The sequence below is a fragment of the Ensifer adhaerens genome, assembly GCF_002940685.1.
Classification (GTDB): domain Bacteria; phylum Pseudomonadota; class Alphaproteobacteria; order Rhizobiales; family Rhizobiaceae; genus Ensifer; species Ensifer adhaerens_E.
The window spans coordinates 260,866-274,677 of the sequence record NZ_PNFP01000007.1; the positions used below are offsets into that span (position 1 = coordinate 260,866).

At 62.5% G+C, this 13,812-nt stretch carries 10 protein-coding genes; 6 read left to right on the forward strand and 4 right to left on the reverse strand.

All coding sequences use genetic code 11. The annotated features are described in order from the left end of the window. Positions 1–190: 190 nt before the first annotated feature. A complete protein-coding gene (locus C1A35_RS16055) occupies positions 191–1,459 on the reverse strand; it encodes a 4-aminobutyrate--2-oxoglutarate transaminase (protein ID WP_104665285.1) in 1,269 nt (422 codons plus the stop codon). Positions 1,460–1,684: 225 nt separating this feature from the next. On the opposite strand from C1A35_RS16055, the gene C1A35_RS16060 reads away from it, so the two are divergent. Beyond that, positions 1,685–2,497: a MerR family transcriptional regulator gene (locus C1A35_RS16060; RefSeq protein ID WP_104665286.1), complete on the forward strand. Its 813-nt coding sequence runs from the start codon at positions 1,685–1,687 to the stop codon at positions 2,495–2,497. A 143-nt stretch (positions 2,498–2,640) separates the two neighbouring features. Here the strand turns inward: C1A35_RS16060 and fba are convergent, their stop codons facing one another. Then, on the reverse strand, positions 2,641–3,684 hold the full coding sequence (gene fba, locus C1A35_RS16065) for a class II fructose-bisphosphate aldolase (RefSeq protein ID WP_104665287.1): 1,044 nt from the start codon (positions 3,682–3,684) through the stop codon (positions 2,641–2,643). 759 nt (positions 3,685–4,443) lie between these two features. Between fba and C1A35_RS16070 the strand changes: the two genes are divergently transcribed. From C1A35_RS16070 to C1A35_RS16090, 5 genes are all read left to right on the forward strand, one after another. Continuing rightward, positions 4,444–6,042 carry a peptide ABC transporter substrate-binding protein gene (locus C1A35_RS16070; protein WP_104665288.1) on the forward strand — a complete coding sequence of 533 codons (1,599 nt, stop codon included), beginning with the start codon at positions 4,444–4,446 and terminating at the stop codon, positions 6,040–6,042. Between the two features lie 54 nt (positions 6,043–6,096). Continuing rightward, complete coding sequence (oppB, locus tag C1A35_RS16075) at positions 6,097–7,020, forward strand: oligopeptide ABC transporter permease OppB (RefSeq protein ID WP_104665289.1); 924 nt, start codon at positions 6,097–6,099, stop codon at positions 7,018–7,020. Further along, on the forward strand, positions 7,013–8,143 hold the full coding sequence (locus C1A35_RS16080) for an ABC transporter permease (protein ID WP_104665290.1): 1,131 nt from the start codon (positions 7,013–7,015) through the stop codon (positions 8,141–8,143). Before oppB ends, C1A35_RS16080 begins: the two co-directional genes overlap by 8 nt. Position 8,144: 1 nt before the next feature. Further along, positions 8,145–9,746 (forward strand): ABC transporter ATP-binding protein, encoded by a 1,602-nt coding sequence (locus C1A35_RS16085; RefSeq protein WP_104665291.1) that lies wholly within the window; start codon positions 8,145–8,147, stop codon positions 9,744–9,746. A 225-nt stretch (positions 9,747–9,971) separates the two neighbouring features. Then, complete coding sequence (locus C1A35_RS16090) at positions 9,972–10,373, forward strand: VOC family protein (RefSeq protein WP_104665292.1); 402 nt, start codon at positions 9,972–9,974, stop codon at positions 10,371–10,373. A gap of 107 nt (positions 10,374–10,480) precedes the next feature. Here C1A35_RS16090 and C1A35_RS16095 read toward each other — a convergent pair whose 3' ends face one another. Further along, positions 10,481–11,842 (reverse strand): sigma-54-dependent transcriptional regulator, encoded by a 1,362-nt coding sequence (locus C1A35_RS16095; protein ID WP_104665293.1) that lies wholly within the window; start codon positions 11,840–11,842, stop codon positions 10,481–10,483. Further along, positions 11,839–13,665, reverse strand: coding sequence for a sensor histidine kinase (locus tag C1A35_RS16100; RefSeq protein WP_104665294.1), 1,827 nt, complete (start codon positions 13,663–13,665; stop codon positions 11,839–11,841). The genes C1A35_RS16095 and C1A35_RS16100 overlap by 4 nt, the downstream gene beginning before the upstream one ends. Positions 13,666–13,812: the final 147 nt, after the last annotated feature.

Here is a 13,812-nt window from a genome sequence, read left to right on the forward strand (position 1 = left end):
CGGTCGAGGCCGGCACCCGAGCTTTGCGCGTCTGAATTGGCGCGCAGCCTCAACAGCGCCGCGCGCTCTTCAGATCGCGCTAAGGCCGCCGTAGCACTTTGAATTGCTGCATAAATTTTCCCTCAAGTCGATCCCGATTTCAGGAATTATGCAAAGCGGGCGACCGCGTGTGCGCCCGCCCGCCCGGGCATCAGCCACGCGCCGCGAGGATCGACGCCTCCAGAATATCGAGCGCTTCGGCGAAGACCTCGTCCTGGATGGTGATCGGTGCGAGGAAGCGGATGACGTTGCCGTGCACGCCGCAGGTGAGGAGGATCAAGCCTTTTTCGAGTGCGATCAGCCGCACCTTGTTGGCGAAGTCGGCACTCGGCAGGTTGGTCTTCACGTCGTTGAACTCGACGGCGTTCATGAAGCCCGGGCCGCGGATGTCGGCGATTTCGGGCACCTGCTCGCGGATTGCGGCAAGGCGCTGCTTCAGCCGGCCGCCGAGCTGTTCGGCGCGTTCGCAGAGCTTCTCTTCGGCGATCACGTCAAGCACCGCGTGGGCGGCGGCGATACCGAGCGGGTTGCCGCCATAGGTACCGCCAAGGCCGCCCGGGGCCGGCGCGTCCATGACTTCGGCGCGGCCGGTGACGGCGGCGAGCGGGAAGCCGCCGGCAAGGCTCTTGGCCATGGTGGTGATGTCGGGTGCGACATCATGATGGTCCATGGCAAACATCTTGCCGGTGCGGGCAAAGCCGGTCTGGACTTCGTCGGCGATCAGGAGAATGCCGTGCTGGTCGCAGATTTCGCGCAGCGCCTTCATGAAGGCGGCAGGCGCCGGATAGAAGCCACCTTCGCCCTGCACCGGCTCGAGAATGATCGCCGCGACCCGGCCCGGATCGACGTCGGCGGCAAAGAGCTTCTTGAGGGCTGCGAGCGACTGTTCGGTGGTAATCCCGTGCAGTTCGATCGGGAAGGGGGCGTGGAAGACGTCGCCCGGCATCGCACCGAAGCCGACCTTGTAGGGAACGACCTTGCCGGTCAGCGCCATGCCCATGAAGGTGCGGCCGTGGAAGCCGCCCGAGAAGGCGATGACCGCCTGGCGGCCAGTCGCGGCGCGGGCAATCTTGACAGCGTTTTCGACAGCTTCGGCGCCGGTCGTCACGAAAATCGTCTTCTTGGCGAAGTCGCCGGGCGTCAGCGCGTTCAGCCTTTCGGCGAGATGCACATAGGATTCGTAGGGAACGACCTGGTGGCAGGTGTGGGTGAAGCGATCGATCTGCGCCTTGACCGCTTCGATGACCTTCGGGTGACGATGGCCCGTGTTGACGACCGCAATGCCCGAGGCGAAATCGATGTAGCGATTGCCTTCCTTGTCCCAGATCTCCGAGTTTTCAGCGCGATCGGCGTAGATCTGAGTGGTCATGCCGACGCCGCGCGAGATGGCGGCGTTCTTGCGATCGGTGAGGGTGGTCATGGCGCGTTCCTGTCGTCTGGAGTTAATATATTGCATTTTTTCTGCAAGTTTATTCTGGAAGTGGTACACCTTTCACAGTCGATTGCAAATCAAATTTGGTGATCGAGACACCACGGCTGCTGATGCGCCGTTCTTGTCAGATCTCGATCCCCACGGCTAAGGTTGCGGACACGCCGGAATTGTACGGATTCGGGCAGCGCCGTTGGGCGGTAAAGGGAAATTGGAATGGGCGCAGTGCGCTACAAGGTCGCCGAGGCGGCGCGATTGGCGGGGGTTTCCGCCTCGACGCTGAGGCTATGGGAGACGCAAGGGCTGGTCGTGCCCGAACGCTCGCCGACGGGACACCGGCAATATACCGAGACCGATCTCGCACGGCTGAAGCGCATCTCCTGGTTCCGGGCCGAGCGCGGCCTCAATCCGGCTGCGATCCGAGAGGCGCTGGAGGCGGAAGCTGCTGCGGACGACCAGAGCCCTTCGGCTACGAGCGACAGCGCCGACAATCAGGTCGGGCGCAAGCTCAGGAGCCTGAGGCACGCGGCCGGCAAGACGCTGGAGCAGGTGGCCGGAGATATCGGCATCGCCGCTTCCGTGCTGTCGACGCTGGAGCGCACGTCGCAGGGCGTCTCGGTCGCCGTGCTGCACAATATCGCGGAATTCTTCGGCACGACGGTGTCGAGCCTTTCCGGCGAGGAGGAGGCGGATGCGCGCGCGGTCGTCAGGGCCGGCGAATGGCGGACATGGCCGCGCACGACGCCCGGCGTCACCGTGCAACTGCTTGCCGACGGCCGCAACCAGATGGATTGTCACCGCTTCGTGCTGGAGCCGGGCGCGTCGAGCGAAGGCGCCTACCGGCATGAGGGCGAGGAATTCGTCTATGTGCTCTCGGGCCGCGTCGAGTTCATTCTCGACAGCGACCAGTTTTATGACCTCGGCGTCGGCGACTCGCTCTATTTTGAAAGCAAGCGGCGTCATGCCTGGACGAACCGGCATGACGGCGAGACCGTGCTGCTGTGGGTCAACACGCCGCCGACGTTCTGATCGTCGGCCGCTCACACGGCATTACCCACTTGAAACGAGATCGGCGCGCGGTCCGAATTGAACCGCGCGCCGATTGGTGTTGCGAGCTTAGGCAAGCCGTCTGCTCCCCGATCCGGTGATCCGGAGCAGGGAGGGTTGTCGGCTCAGCCGGCGGCGTAGCGCTTTGCCATTTCCGGCAGGCGCAGCGTGCGGATCTTCGATGCCTTGCCGGCGGTGCGGAAGGCTTCGAAGCGCTCCCTGCAGACTTCGGTCATCAGCGCGGTTGCCGGCTTCAGGTAGGTGCGCGGATCGAAGTTTTCCGGGTTCTCGGCGAAGTTCTTGCGGATCGTGCCGGTCATGGCGAGACGCAGGTCGGTGTCGATGTTGACCTTGCGCACGCCGAGCGGGATCGCCTTCTGGATTTCCGAGACCGGTACACCCCAGGTCGGCTTCATCTTGCCGCCATAGGTGTTGAAGAGGTCCTGCAGATCCTTCGGCACCGACGACGAGCCGTGCATGACGAGGTGGGTGTTCGGCAGCTTCTTGTTGATCTTGGCGATCGTTTCGATCGACAGGATGTCGCCATCGGGCTCGCGGGTGAACTTGTAGGCGCCATGGCTGGTGCCGATCGCGACGGCGAGAGCATCGACACCCGTCTTGGTGACGAAGTCGAGCGCCTGGTCCGGATCGGTCAGCAGTTCTTCGCGCGACAGCTTGCCTTCGAAGCCGTGGCCGTCTTCCTTGTCGCCGGCGCCAGTTTCAAGGTTGCCGAGGCAGCCGAGTTCGCCTTCGACCGAAACGCCGGCCGCATGCGCGATCTTCACGACTTCGGCGGTGACGGCGACATTGTATTCATAGCTGGCAACGGTCTTGCCGTCCTTTTCCAGCGAGCCGTCCATCATGACGGAGGTGAAGCCGTTGGTGATGGCCGAGATGCAGGTCGACGGCTGGTCGCCGTGGTCGAGATGCAAACAGACCGGGATATGCGGGTATTCTTCCGCCGCACCCAGGATCAGATGACGCAGGAACGCATCGCCCGCATAGGAGCGGGCGCCACGGCTGGCCTGAAGGATGACCGGACTGTCGGTGGCATCGGCGGCACGCATAACGGCCTGAATATATTCCAGATTGTTCACATTGAACGCCGGCAGCGCGTAGTCGTTCTCCGCCGCATGGTCGAGCAGTTGCCGCAATGTGATCAATGCCATTCGCTATCTCCCTTTGGGTACTCGGTGCAACCTGCGCGGCGCACCACAAAAACAATCCGGCCGATGAACCGCACGAAATGCATCGATGGCAAAGTCGATGGCCGGCTTTTTCGTGCGGCGTGACGGCGCGCGCGAATTGGTCGCGCCCACCGAAGTCAGGCGCACAATAGTTCATCGAAGTGGTTTGACAACCGGGCAAAAGGCAGGTTGCCAGAGGTCGAAACCCGCTTCAATCGATTTTACTGTGGACTGGATGCAACACCTTCAGTGTGAACCGTTTTCACTTTCTGGTGGTGCCTGGGAGGAGGGGGAGCCGAGGGTCTCGAATGCAACCATTGGGCGCCGGTTTCGTCCTCTACACCATGGCGATGGATGCCCTGTGGGAAACAGTCTGTCGACAGGGGGTGAACGGCTCGCAAGAAGATTGCGACAATGCCGCTCTTTCTTTACGCACATTACGTAAACTGCCGCTAAAATTCACAAACTTTGCATCGCGGATGATTCGAGGCTGATTTCGATTGAGAAAAGGCACGGACCTAAAACGTTGCAGTAGATTTCGCAAAAATGCCCTGTTCACGTCATATGCGCGTCGCAAAGGCGACGAAAAGAATCGCAAACAAAATACAACCTATGGGATAGGTCGATTCCCCTCCTATAGATAAAGATGCAGACAGTCGCAGAATCCGCCTTGCGTTCGCGAACGATTTGCACTTCTCTCCTGCGATCACAAACCCAAAAAAGGGGAAGGAGAGAAACAAAATGGCTTCACTTAAACTCAACCTCCGCGCTGCCGCGCTGATCGGCTCGCTGCTCATCGGAGCAAGCCCGGCACTCGCCGAAGCTGTCCTGCATCGCGGCAACGCAGGTGAGCCGCAGACGCTCGACCAGCACCACACCTCGATCAACATCGAAGCGTTCATCCTCAAGGACCTCTACGAAGGCCTGACGATCTATGACGCCTCTGCAAAGATCGTCCCGGGTGTTGCCGAAACGTGGGAACTCTCCGACGACGGTACGGTCTACACCTTCAAGCTGCGCGCCGATGCAAAGTGGTCGGACGGTTCGCCGGTAACGGCAGAAGACTTTGTCTTCTCCTTCCGTCGCGTCGAAGACCCGAAGACGGCTGCCGGTTACGCCAACATTCTCTTCCCCATCAAGAACGCCGAAAAGGTCAACAAGGGCGAACTGCCGACCGACCAGCTGGGCATAAAGGCGATCGACGAAAAGACCGTCGAGATCACGCTTGAGCGTCCGACCCCATTCTTCCTCGAACTCCTGGCGCACCAGACCGCACTTCCGGTCAGCAAGGCAAGCGTCGAAAAGAACGGCGCAGACTTCGTCAAGCCGGGCGTCATGGTCTCGAACGGCGCGTTTTCTCTCCAGGCCCACGTTCCTAACGACAGCCTGACCGTCGTCAAGAACGCCAACTACTGGGATGCGGCCAACGTCAAGCTCGACAAGGTCATCTTCTACCCGATCGACGACCAGGCCGCGTCTGTTCGTCGCTTCGAAGCCAAGGAAATGGACCTCGTCTATAACTTCTCGGCCGACCAGATCGACCGCCTGCGCACGTCCTACGGCGAGCAGGTCCATGTATCGCCGTCGCTTGCGACCTACTACTACGCCTTCGACACCCGCCAGGAGCCCTATAGCGACGTCCGCGTCCGCCAGGCGCTTTCCATGGCTGTCGACCGCGACTTCCTTGCCAAGGAAATCTACGCGGGCTCGCAGCTGCCGGCCTATTCGATGGTCCCCCCGGGCATCGAAAGCTACGGTGAGCCGTCCAAGGCCGAGTTCGGCACGCTGTCGCAGCTCGACCGCGAAGACAAGGCCATTGCCCTGATGAAGGAAGCGGGCTACGGCGAAGGTGGCAAGCCGCTCGATATCGAGCTGCGCTACAACACCAACCCGAACCACGAGCGCGTCGCAACGGCTGTTGCCGACATGTGGAAGAACACCTTCGGCGCCAAGGTGTCGCTGGTGAACCTCGACGTGTCCTCGCACTACGCGTACCTGCAGGAAGGCGGCAAGTTCAACGTTGCCCGCGCCGGCTGGCAGGCTGACTACGCGGACGCCGAGAACTTCCTGGCGCTCAGCGTCGGCTCCAACAAGACCTTCAACTACGGCCACTTCGAAAACGCTGAATTCGACGGCCTGATGAAGAAGTCCTACGACGAGCAGGATCCGGCCGCTCGCTCGAAGCTGATGCATGACGCCGAAGCGCTGCTGATGAAGGAACAGCCGATCGCTCCGCTTCTGACCCAGGCCGACCTGTGGCTCGTCGCCAGCCGCGTCAAGGGCTGGGCGGACAATGCTCCGAACGAGCACCTCAGCAAGTTCCTGAGCATCGCCGAATAACGAGAAGAGACGACGCGCGGCCAAAAGGTCGCGCGTCGCCTCCGGAGTACGACCATGATTTCCTTCATCCTTCGCCGATTGGCGAGTGCGGTGCCGACGTTGTTTATCGTCGTCACCATTTCGTTTTTCCTGATGCGGTTCGCCCCCGGTGGCCCCTTCAACCTCGAGCGTCCTCTTCCGCCACAAACGATGGCGAACCTGATGAAGACGTATCAGCTCGACCAGCCCCTTTGGCGCCAATACACGCACTATCTCAGCAATGCGGTGACCGGCGACTTCGGCCCGAGCTATGTCTATAAGGACAACAACGTCGCTGAACTGATCGGCAAGGGTCTGCCCTATTCGATGGAGCTCGGCTTCTACGCTCTGCTCGTCGCGCTGATCGGCGGTGTTACCGCCGGGACGATCGCCGCGCTCCGGCAGAACAGCGCGCTTGATTTCGCCATCATGTCGTTCTCGACGATCGGCGTCACGGTCCCCAACTTCGTGGTGGGACCGGTGCTCACGCTCGTCTTTGCGATCGTGCTTGCCTGGCTGCCGGCCGGCGGCTGGGGCGACGGGTCCCTGCGCTTCCTGATCCTGCCGATGATCGCACTGGCATTGCCGCAGCTTGCGGTCTTTGCCCGGCTCACGCGCGGCTCGATGATCGAGGCGCTTCATACCGACCATATCCGAACGGCGAAGGCCTATGGCCTGCCATCGCGAACGGTGGTGGTCACCCATGCGATGCGTGGCGCCATGCTGCCGGTCGTCTCCTATCTGGCGCCCTGTGCTGCGGCACTTCTGACCGGCTCGGCCGTTGTCGAGACGATCTTCACCATTCCGGGCGTCGGCCGCTACTTCGTTCTCGGAGCGATCAACCGCGATTACACGCTGGTGATGGGCACGGTCATTCTCGTCGCCATCTTCGTCATCATCTTCAATCTCCTGGTCGACATTCTCTACGGCCTGCTCGATCCGAGGGTTCGCCATGACTGATATCGCCCAGACCCCGGCGGTCACGCCGGAAACGAAGGGGCGAAGCCTCTTCCAGCTCGCGGCCATGCGCTTCAAGCGCAACCGCGCCGCCATGGCCAGCTGCTTCATGCTGGCCCTGATCGCACTGTTCTCGTTCCTCGGTCCGTTTTTCGTTCCGCACACTTACGACCAGGTGTTCCCGTCCTACGTGAACACCAGCCCAAGCCTCGAACCGCGCCCCGATACGTCCACGCTGCAAGGCGTCGTGGAAGGGGTCGCGTCCCGCGCCCGCGTCACCCTCAAGGAGTTCAATCTCGAGGGCGAGACCTTCACCGCGACGATCACCTCGGAACAACCGATCGATGCCCGCGCGACGCGCTACTTCGACCGTGCCAACGAGTTCCGTGACACGCAGGTCGTGGCAACGGAAGACAACGGCAAGACGCTGAAAGTGACCGGCCAGGTCAACCGGGAATACTTCCCCTTCGGTACCGATTCCAACGGCCGCGACCTGCTCGTTCGCGTCATGCTTGGCGGCCAGATCTCGATCGCCGTCGGTCTGCTTGCAAGTCTCGTCTCGCTCGGCATCGGCGTCGTCTATGGCGCCACCTCGGGCTATATCGGCGGCCGCGTCGACAACGTCATGATGCGCCTCGTCGAGATCCTCTATTCTCTGCCCTTCGTGTTCCTCGTCGTCGTGCTCGTGGTGTTCTTCGGCCGCTCGTTCATCCTGATCTTCCTGGTGATCGGCGCGGTGGAATGGCTCGACATGGCCCGTATCGTGCGCGGACAGACACTGGCGCTGAAACGTCGAGAATTTGTCGGCGCCGCGCAGGCGCTCGGCCTGACCGACTGGCAGATCATCCGCCGGCACATCATCCCCAACACGATTGGTCCGGTCATCGTCTTCGTGACCGTCGTCGTGCCGAAGGTGATCCTGCTCGAGAGCTTCCTCTCCTTCCTCGGTCTTGGCGTCCAGGCGCCGCTGACGAGCTGGGGGGCGCTGATCTCGGAAGGCGCAAACAACATCCAGTCGGCGCCGTGGCTGCTTATCTTCCCAGCCATCTTCTTCGTCCTGACGCTGTTCTCGCTGAATTTCATTGGCGACGGCCTGCGCGACGCGCTCGACCCGAAGGATCGCTGACATGGCAGATACCAAGGAAACCATCCTGGCCGTGCGCGGCCTCAAGGTGAACTTCTCGACGCCCGATGGCACCGTCGAAGCCGTCAAGGGCATCGATCTCGATGTCCGCACCGGCGAAACGCTCGCGGTCGTCGGCGAGTCCGGCTCCGGCAAGAGCCAGACGATGATGGGCATCATGGGGCTGCTCGCCAAGAACGGCACCGTGACCGGCTCGGCGAGCTATCGCGGGCAGGAACTGGTCGGCCTGCCGCCCAAGGCCCTCAACCAGGTGCGCGGCGCGAAGGTCACGATGATCTTCCAGGAGCCGATGACCTCGCTCGACCCGCTCTATCCGGTCGGCCGCCAGATCGCCGAACCGATCGTTCATCACCGCGGTGGTACGTTCAAACAGGCGCGGGCGCGCGTGCTTGAACTGCTCGAACTCGTCGGCATTCCGGAACCGGCACGCCGCATAGACAGCTATCCGCACGAGCTTTCGGGCGGCCAGCGTCAGCGCGTGATGATCGCCATGGCGCTTGCCAACGACCCGGATCTGCTGATTGCGGACGAACCGACGACCGCACTCGACGTCACGATCCAGGCGCAGATCCTCGATCTCCTGAAGTCGCTGCAGAAGCGCTTCGGCATGGCGATCGTGCTGATCACCCACGATCTCGGCATCGTCAAGCATTTCGCCGACCGCGTGGCCGTGATGCGTCGCGGAGAAGTGGTGGAAAAGGGCACGACGGCTGATATCTTCGAGCGGCCGCAGGCCGACTACACGAAGATGTTGCTTGCTGCCGAGCCGAGTGGCCGCAAGGCGTCTCCGCCTGACAGCGCGCCGATCATCCTTGAAGGTCGTGATGTCTGTGTCGACTACCAGATCGGCGGCGGTCTCTTCAGGGGCGGCAAGTCGGTCTTCCGCGCCGTGGACAGCGTCAACCTGCGCCTGAAGGAAGGGCAGACGATCGGCGTCGTCGGCGAGTCCGGCTCCGGCAAGTCGACGCTCGGTCGCGCGCTTTTGAGGCTCCTGCCGAGCAGTGGCCACTATCGCTTCGGAACGACGGATATTTCCGGCTTCGACCGCGGACAGATGCGGCCGTTGCGCCGCACGCTGCAGCTCGTCTTCCAGGATCCCTACGGCTCGCTTTCGCCAAGACGTACCGTCGGCGAAATCATCACCGAAGGCCTGCACGTGCACGAGCCAGAACTCAGCCGTGCCGACCGCGACCGCCGGGCGTCGGAAGCGTTGAAGGAAGTGGGGCTAGATCCCGCCTCCCGCAACCGCTACCCGCACGAGTTCTCGGGCGGCCAGCGCCAGCGCATCGCCATTGCCCGCGCGATGATCCTGAAGCCGAAGGTCGTCATTCTCGACGAGCCGACCTCGGCGCTCGACCGCTCGGTGCAGGGGCAGGTGATCGAGCTCCTGCGCGACCTGCAGCGCTCGCACGGGCTCTCCTACATCTTCATCAGCCACGACCTTTCGGTGGTAAAGGCGATGTCGGACTACGTGATCGTCATGAAGAACGGCAAGATCGTCGAGGAAGGCGAGACCGATGCGATCTTCGAGGCGCCGAAGCAGCCCTATACCAAGACGCTGATTGGTGCTGCCTTCAACGTCTGAACAAACCTGCCTTGAAAGTTTGACGGGGACGCGAGCGATCGCGTCCCCGTTTTCGTTGCCGCGTTGGCGGGCATTTATGGATCCGTCACATGTGTGTGGCTTTCTTTGAGCCTGGCTTTTGCGACCGTCCGTATGGTTCATTGTCGGCGGTCGCTTCCAAGGCAGCCACGTGGCTGAGCGGTGGCCGTGAAGGAGCGGATCAGCGGTTTAACGAGAGACGGGCCAATGCTCCATCATATCGAGATCTATGTTTCGAACCTTGATAGCTCCCATGCATTCTGGACGTCCCTGCTCGCGCAGGTCGGATACGAAGAAAGCGGTCGTTGGAGTGACGGTTTCTCGCTCGCCCATGGCGACGATGCCTACCTGACATTCGTCGAGGTCAGCGAGAAGCATGCCTCCCGCGACTACCACCGCTGCGGGGTCGGTCTCAATCACCTGGCGTTTCGTGTGAAGGACCGCGAGACGGTCGACCGGCTGCGGGCCTACTGCCGGGAGAACCGCATCTCTTGCCTCTACGAGGATCGATACCCATTCGCAAACGGCGGAAGCGACTACTACGCGCTGTTCGTCGAAGATCCGGATCGCATCAAGGTCGAATTCGTTGCCCCTCCGACCGCCGGGTAGGGCGGGGCCGGAACCCGCTCGGCCGCGCTTCAGCGCATTGAAGGCGGCGCGGCAGTTTGCACCGGAAAAGCCGGTCCGCGGCCCTAGGTGGCCACCAACCGGGTGGGTCAGGGCTCGCCGTCGGCGGAAAAATCCGCGGCGACAAGCTTCTTGTCGAGCCCGAACTTCTGCATCTTTTCGTAGAGTGTCTTGCGCGAGATGCCGAGCGACTCATAGACCGGTTTCAGCGCCCCGCCATGCGCGGCGATGGCGCTGGCGATGAGACCTTTTTCATAGGCAGCCACCCTGTCGGCGAGGCGGTTGCCGTTCTCCAATCTCGCGGTATCGTCGGGAGCGGCGTCGAGCCCCAGCACCAGGCGCTCGGCGGCATTGCGCAGTTCGCGTACATTGCCCGGCCAGTCGCGCTCGGCGATATCCGCCAGCATGGATTGGGAAACCTCCACCTCATCCCGGCCGTAGCGGGCAGCCGATTCCCTGATCAGTTGCAGGAAGAGTAGCGGAATGTCGGTTCGGCGTTGCGCAAGCGAGGGAACCCTCAGCGTCGCGACGTTGAGGCGGTAGAGGAGGTCGGCGCGGAAACGCCCGGCCGCCACTTCCTTTTCGAGATCGACCTTGCTGGTGGCGATGAAGCGAACGTCGAGCGGCACCTGCTCGTTCGATCCGAGCCGGGTGATCACACGCTCCTGCAGCACGCGCAGAAACTTTGCCTGCAGGTCGAAGGGCATCGAACCGATCTCGTCGAGCAGGATCGTGCCGCCGCGGCCATGCTCGAACTTGCCGTAGCGCGGGCGGATGGCGCCGGGAAAGGCGCCTGGCTCATGGCCGAAGAGCTCGCTTTCGATCAGGTTCTCCGGCAGTGCGGCGCAGTTGATGGCGATGAAGGGGCTGTTGGCGCGGGCGCTGAGATCATGCAGCGTGCGGGCCAGAACCTCCTTGCCGACACCCGTGTCGCCGATGATCAGCGTATCGGCGTCGGCCGCGCCGAGGGCGCGGATGCGGTAGCGCAGGTCGACCATGACCTGGCTTCGGCCAGGGAGCCGCTGCTCGATGTCGTCGCGCTTGCCCGCGACGGCTTTCAGCCGACGGTTCTCGAGCACGAGCGCGCGCCAGTCCAGCGCCCGGCGGATCGTGCCGGCGAGCATCTGCGCCGCAAACGGCTTCTCGACGAAGTCATAGGCGCCTTCGCGCATGGCACGAACGGCGAGCTGCACGTCGCCATGGCCGGTGATGAGGATGACCGGAACCTCCGCGTCGATCTCGCGGATCCGCTGCAAGAGGGTCATGCCGTCCATGCCGGGCATGCGGATATCGCTGATCACGACGCCGGCAAAACTGTAGCTGATGAATTCGAGCGCGTGTTCGGCGGCCGAAAAGGCATCGACACGGAAACCGGCGAGCTCCAGCGCCTGTGCGCTCGAATGGCGCACATCCTCTTCGTCGTCGACGAGCAGGATCCGGCTCTCGATCATTCGGCAGCCTCCCGGGCATCGCTGTTGTCGGCGGCGAGTTCGATGCGGAACTCGGCACCTCCTTCCGCAAGGTTAGTGGCGACAAGGCTTCCACCGAAATCCTTGATAATGTTATAGGAAATCGAGAGCCCAAGGCCCAGCCCCTTGCCGACGCCCTTTGTGGAAAAGAACGGGTCGAAGATACGTTCGGCAATCGCCGGCGCAATGCCCGGGCCGCGGTCGCTGACGGTCAGAACCACCTTGTGGTCTTCCTGTCGCGCGCGAAGGCGAATGGTGCGATCGTCGAGGCCTTCGACGGCATCGGCGGCATTGGAGATGATGTTGACGAGCACTTGCTGCAGGCGGACCGAGCCGGCGCGCACGACGAGTGGCGTGTCGCCGAGATCGATGTCGATGATCGCCTGAGCCGCCTTCAGCCGAACCGATACGATCTCCATCGTATCGCGCACCACCTCTTCGACTGGAACCGGGCCGAGTTTCTCGTTCGGTTTGCGCGCGAAGTTGCGCAGGTGCTTGCTGATCGCCGCCATGCGGTCGACAAGGCCGGAGATGCGGCGGATATTGTCGGTCGCCTCGTCCGACCGACCGCGCTCGATCAGCAGTGCCGCGCTGTCCGCATAGGTCTTGGCGGCGGCAAGCGGCTGGTTGAATTCGTGCGAGAGGGCTGCGGACATCTGCCCAAGCCCTGCCAGCTTCCCGGCCTGGATCAGGTCGGCCTGTGTCCGGCGAAGCTGCTTTTCCGTCAGCCGCCGCTCGGCGATCTCTTCCTCGATCTGGGCGTTGACGCGCGCGAGGTCGGCGGTGCGTTCGTCGACCCGGCGTTCCAACTCGGCCTGCGCCTCCGCCTGCATCGACAGGCGCTCGTTGAGCCGTGCCCGCCGCTGGAGAATGATGGCGACGCCCAGGCCGGCAAGGCACAGCAGGAGCAGGGCGGCGATAACAGTCGTCAGGGCCTGTGTTCGCACCGACGCCGTATCGACAAGGACGTTCACCGTCCAGTCGGCATCCGGCATCTGCCGCGAAAGCATCAGATACTCGCGGCTCGAGTTCCCGGTCGTCACGGCGAGGAAATGGTGGTCGGACGAGAAGCGCTCCGACACGGGAAGGGCGCGCACGGTCGCGTCGGCGTAGCGCCTGGAGGCTTCGGTTCGCGCCAGCCGTTCCGATGTCAGCGGCAGGATCGAAGCGTAGAGCCACGCCGGATCGCCGGACATGAAGATGATTCCCTCCGGGTCGGAGACGAAGATCTTGTACTCGCCGCCCTGCCAGGAGGCTTCGATGCGCTCGACATCGACCTTGAACACCATGACGCCGCGGATCTCGTTTCCAACCCGGATCGGCGAACCAAAAAAATAGCCGCGTTTCAGCGAGGTGGTTCCAAGCGCATAGAACCGCGACTGCTGCCCGCGAAGCGCTTCCTGGAAATAGGGCCTGTAACTGAAGTTCTGCCCGATGAAACTGGTCGGCCCGTCATAGTTGCTGGCCGCGATAGTATTGCCATCCGGCATGATCACGTAGATGTCCGAGGACTGCAGAAGACCGTTGATGTCCTTGAGGTAGGTGTTGACGGCCTCGCGCAGCCGCCGGTCCCGCGGGCGGGTGACGAGTTCGCGGACATCCTCGTGATCGGCGATCAGCGCCGGCAGCGCCTGGTAGCGGTTGAGATGGCCGTCGAGCGCGTTGACGGCGAGGCGCAATGCCGTGGTCGCCTGAGATCCTGCCTCACGCAAGTAGCTGTCGGTCGTGACCGCATAGCCTTTCCATGCCAGCATAGCTGCAAGTAGTGGCAACAGCAGGAATGCAAGGACCAGGCGATGTTTCACAGATATCCGCGCCCCTCCTCGCGTCGTTGCACAAAATGCAGCCGGCCAATCTTAAGCATCGGTGCGAGGGGTCACAAGCCGTCGCCGAAGTCCATGTCTGTTGACGAATATCTGGTGTTGTCAATGAAATGTTGACAATGCGTTTGG

What these genes read in the sequence shown, in the direction of transcription:
- oppB (WP_104665289.1), top strand. Translation starts at nt 6,097, where the DNA reads ATGATTTCCTTCATCCTTCGCCGATTGGCGAGTGCGGTGCCGACGTTG.
- C1A35_RS16070 (WP_104665288.1), top strand. Translation starts at nt 4,444, where the DNA reads ATGGCTTCACTTAAACTCAACCTCCGCGCTGCCGCGCTGATCGGCTCG.
- C1A35_RS16060 (WP_104665286.1), top strand. Translation starts at nt 1,685, where the DNA reads ATGGGCGCAGTGCGCTACAAGGTCGCCGAGGCGGCGCGATTGGCGGGG.
- C1A35_RS16090 (WP_104665292.1), top strand. Translation starts at nt 9,972, where the DNA reads ATGCTCCATCATATCGAGATCTATGTTTCGAACCTTGATAGCTCCCAT.
- C1A35_RS16080 (WP_104665290.1), top strand. Translation starts at nt 7,013, where the DNA reads ATGACTGATATCGCCCAGACCCCGGCGGTCACGCCGGAAACGAAGGGG.
- C1A35_RS16055 (WP_104665285.1), bottom strand. Translation starts at nt 1,459, where the DNA reads ATGACCACCCTCACCGATCGCAAGAACGCCGCCATCTCGCGCGGCGTC.
- C1A35_RS16085 (WP_104665291.1), top strand. Translation starts at nt 8,145, where the DNA reads ATGGCAGATACCAAGGAAACCATCCTGGCCGTGCGCGGCCTCAAGGTG.
- fba (WP_104665287.1), bottom strand. Translation starts at nt 3,684, where the DNA reads ATGGCATTGATCACATTGCGGCAACTGCTCGACCATGCGGCGGAGAAC.
- C1A35_RS16095 (WP_104665293.1), bottom strand. Translation starts at nt 11,842, where the DNA reads ATGATCGAGAGCCGGATCCTGCTCGTCGACGACGAAGAGGATGTGCGC.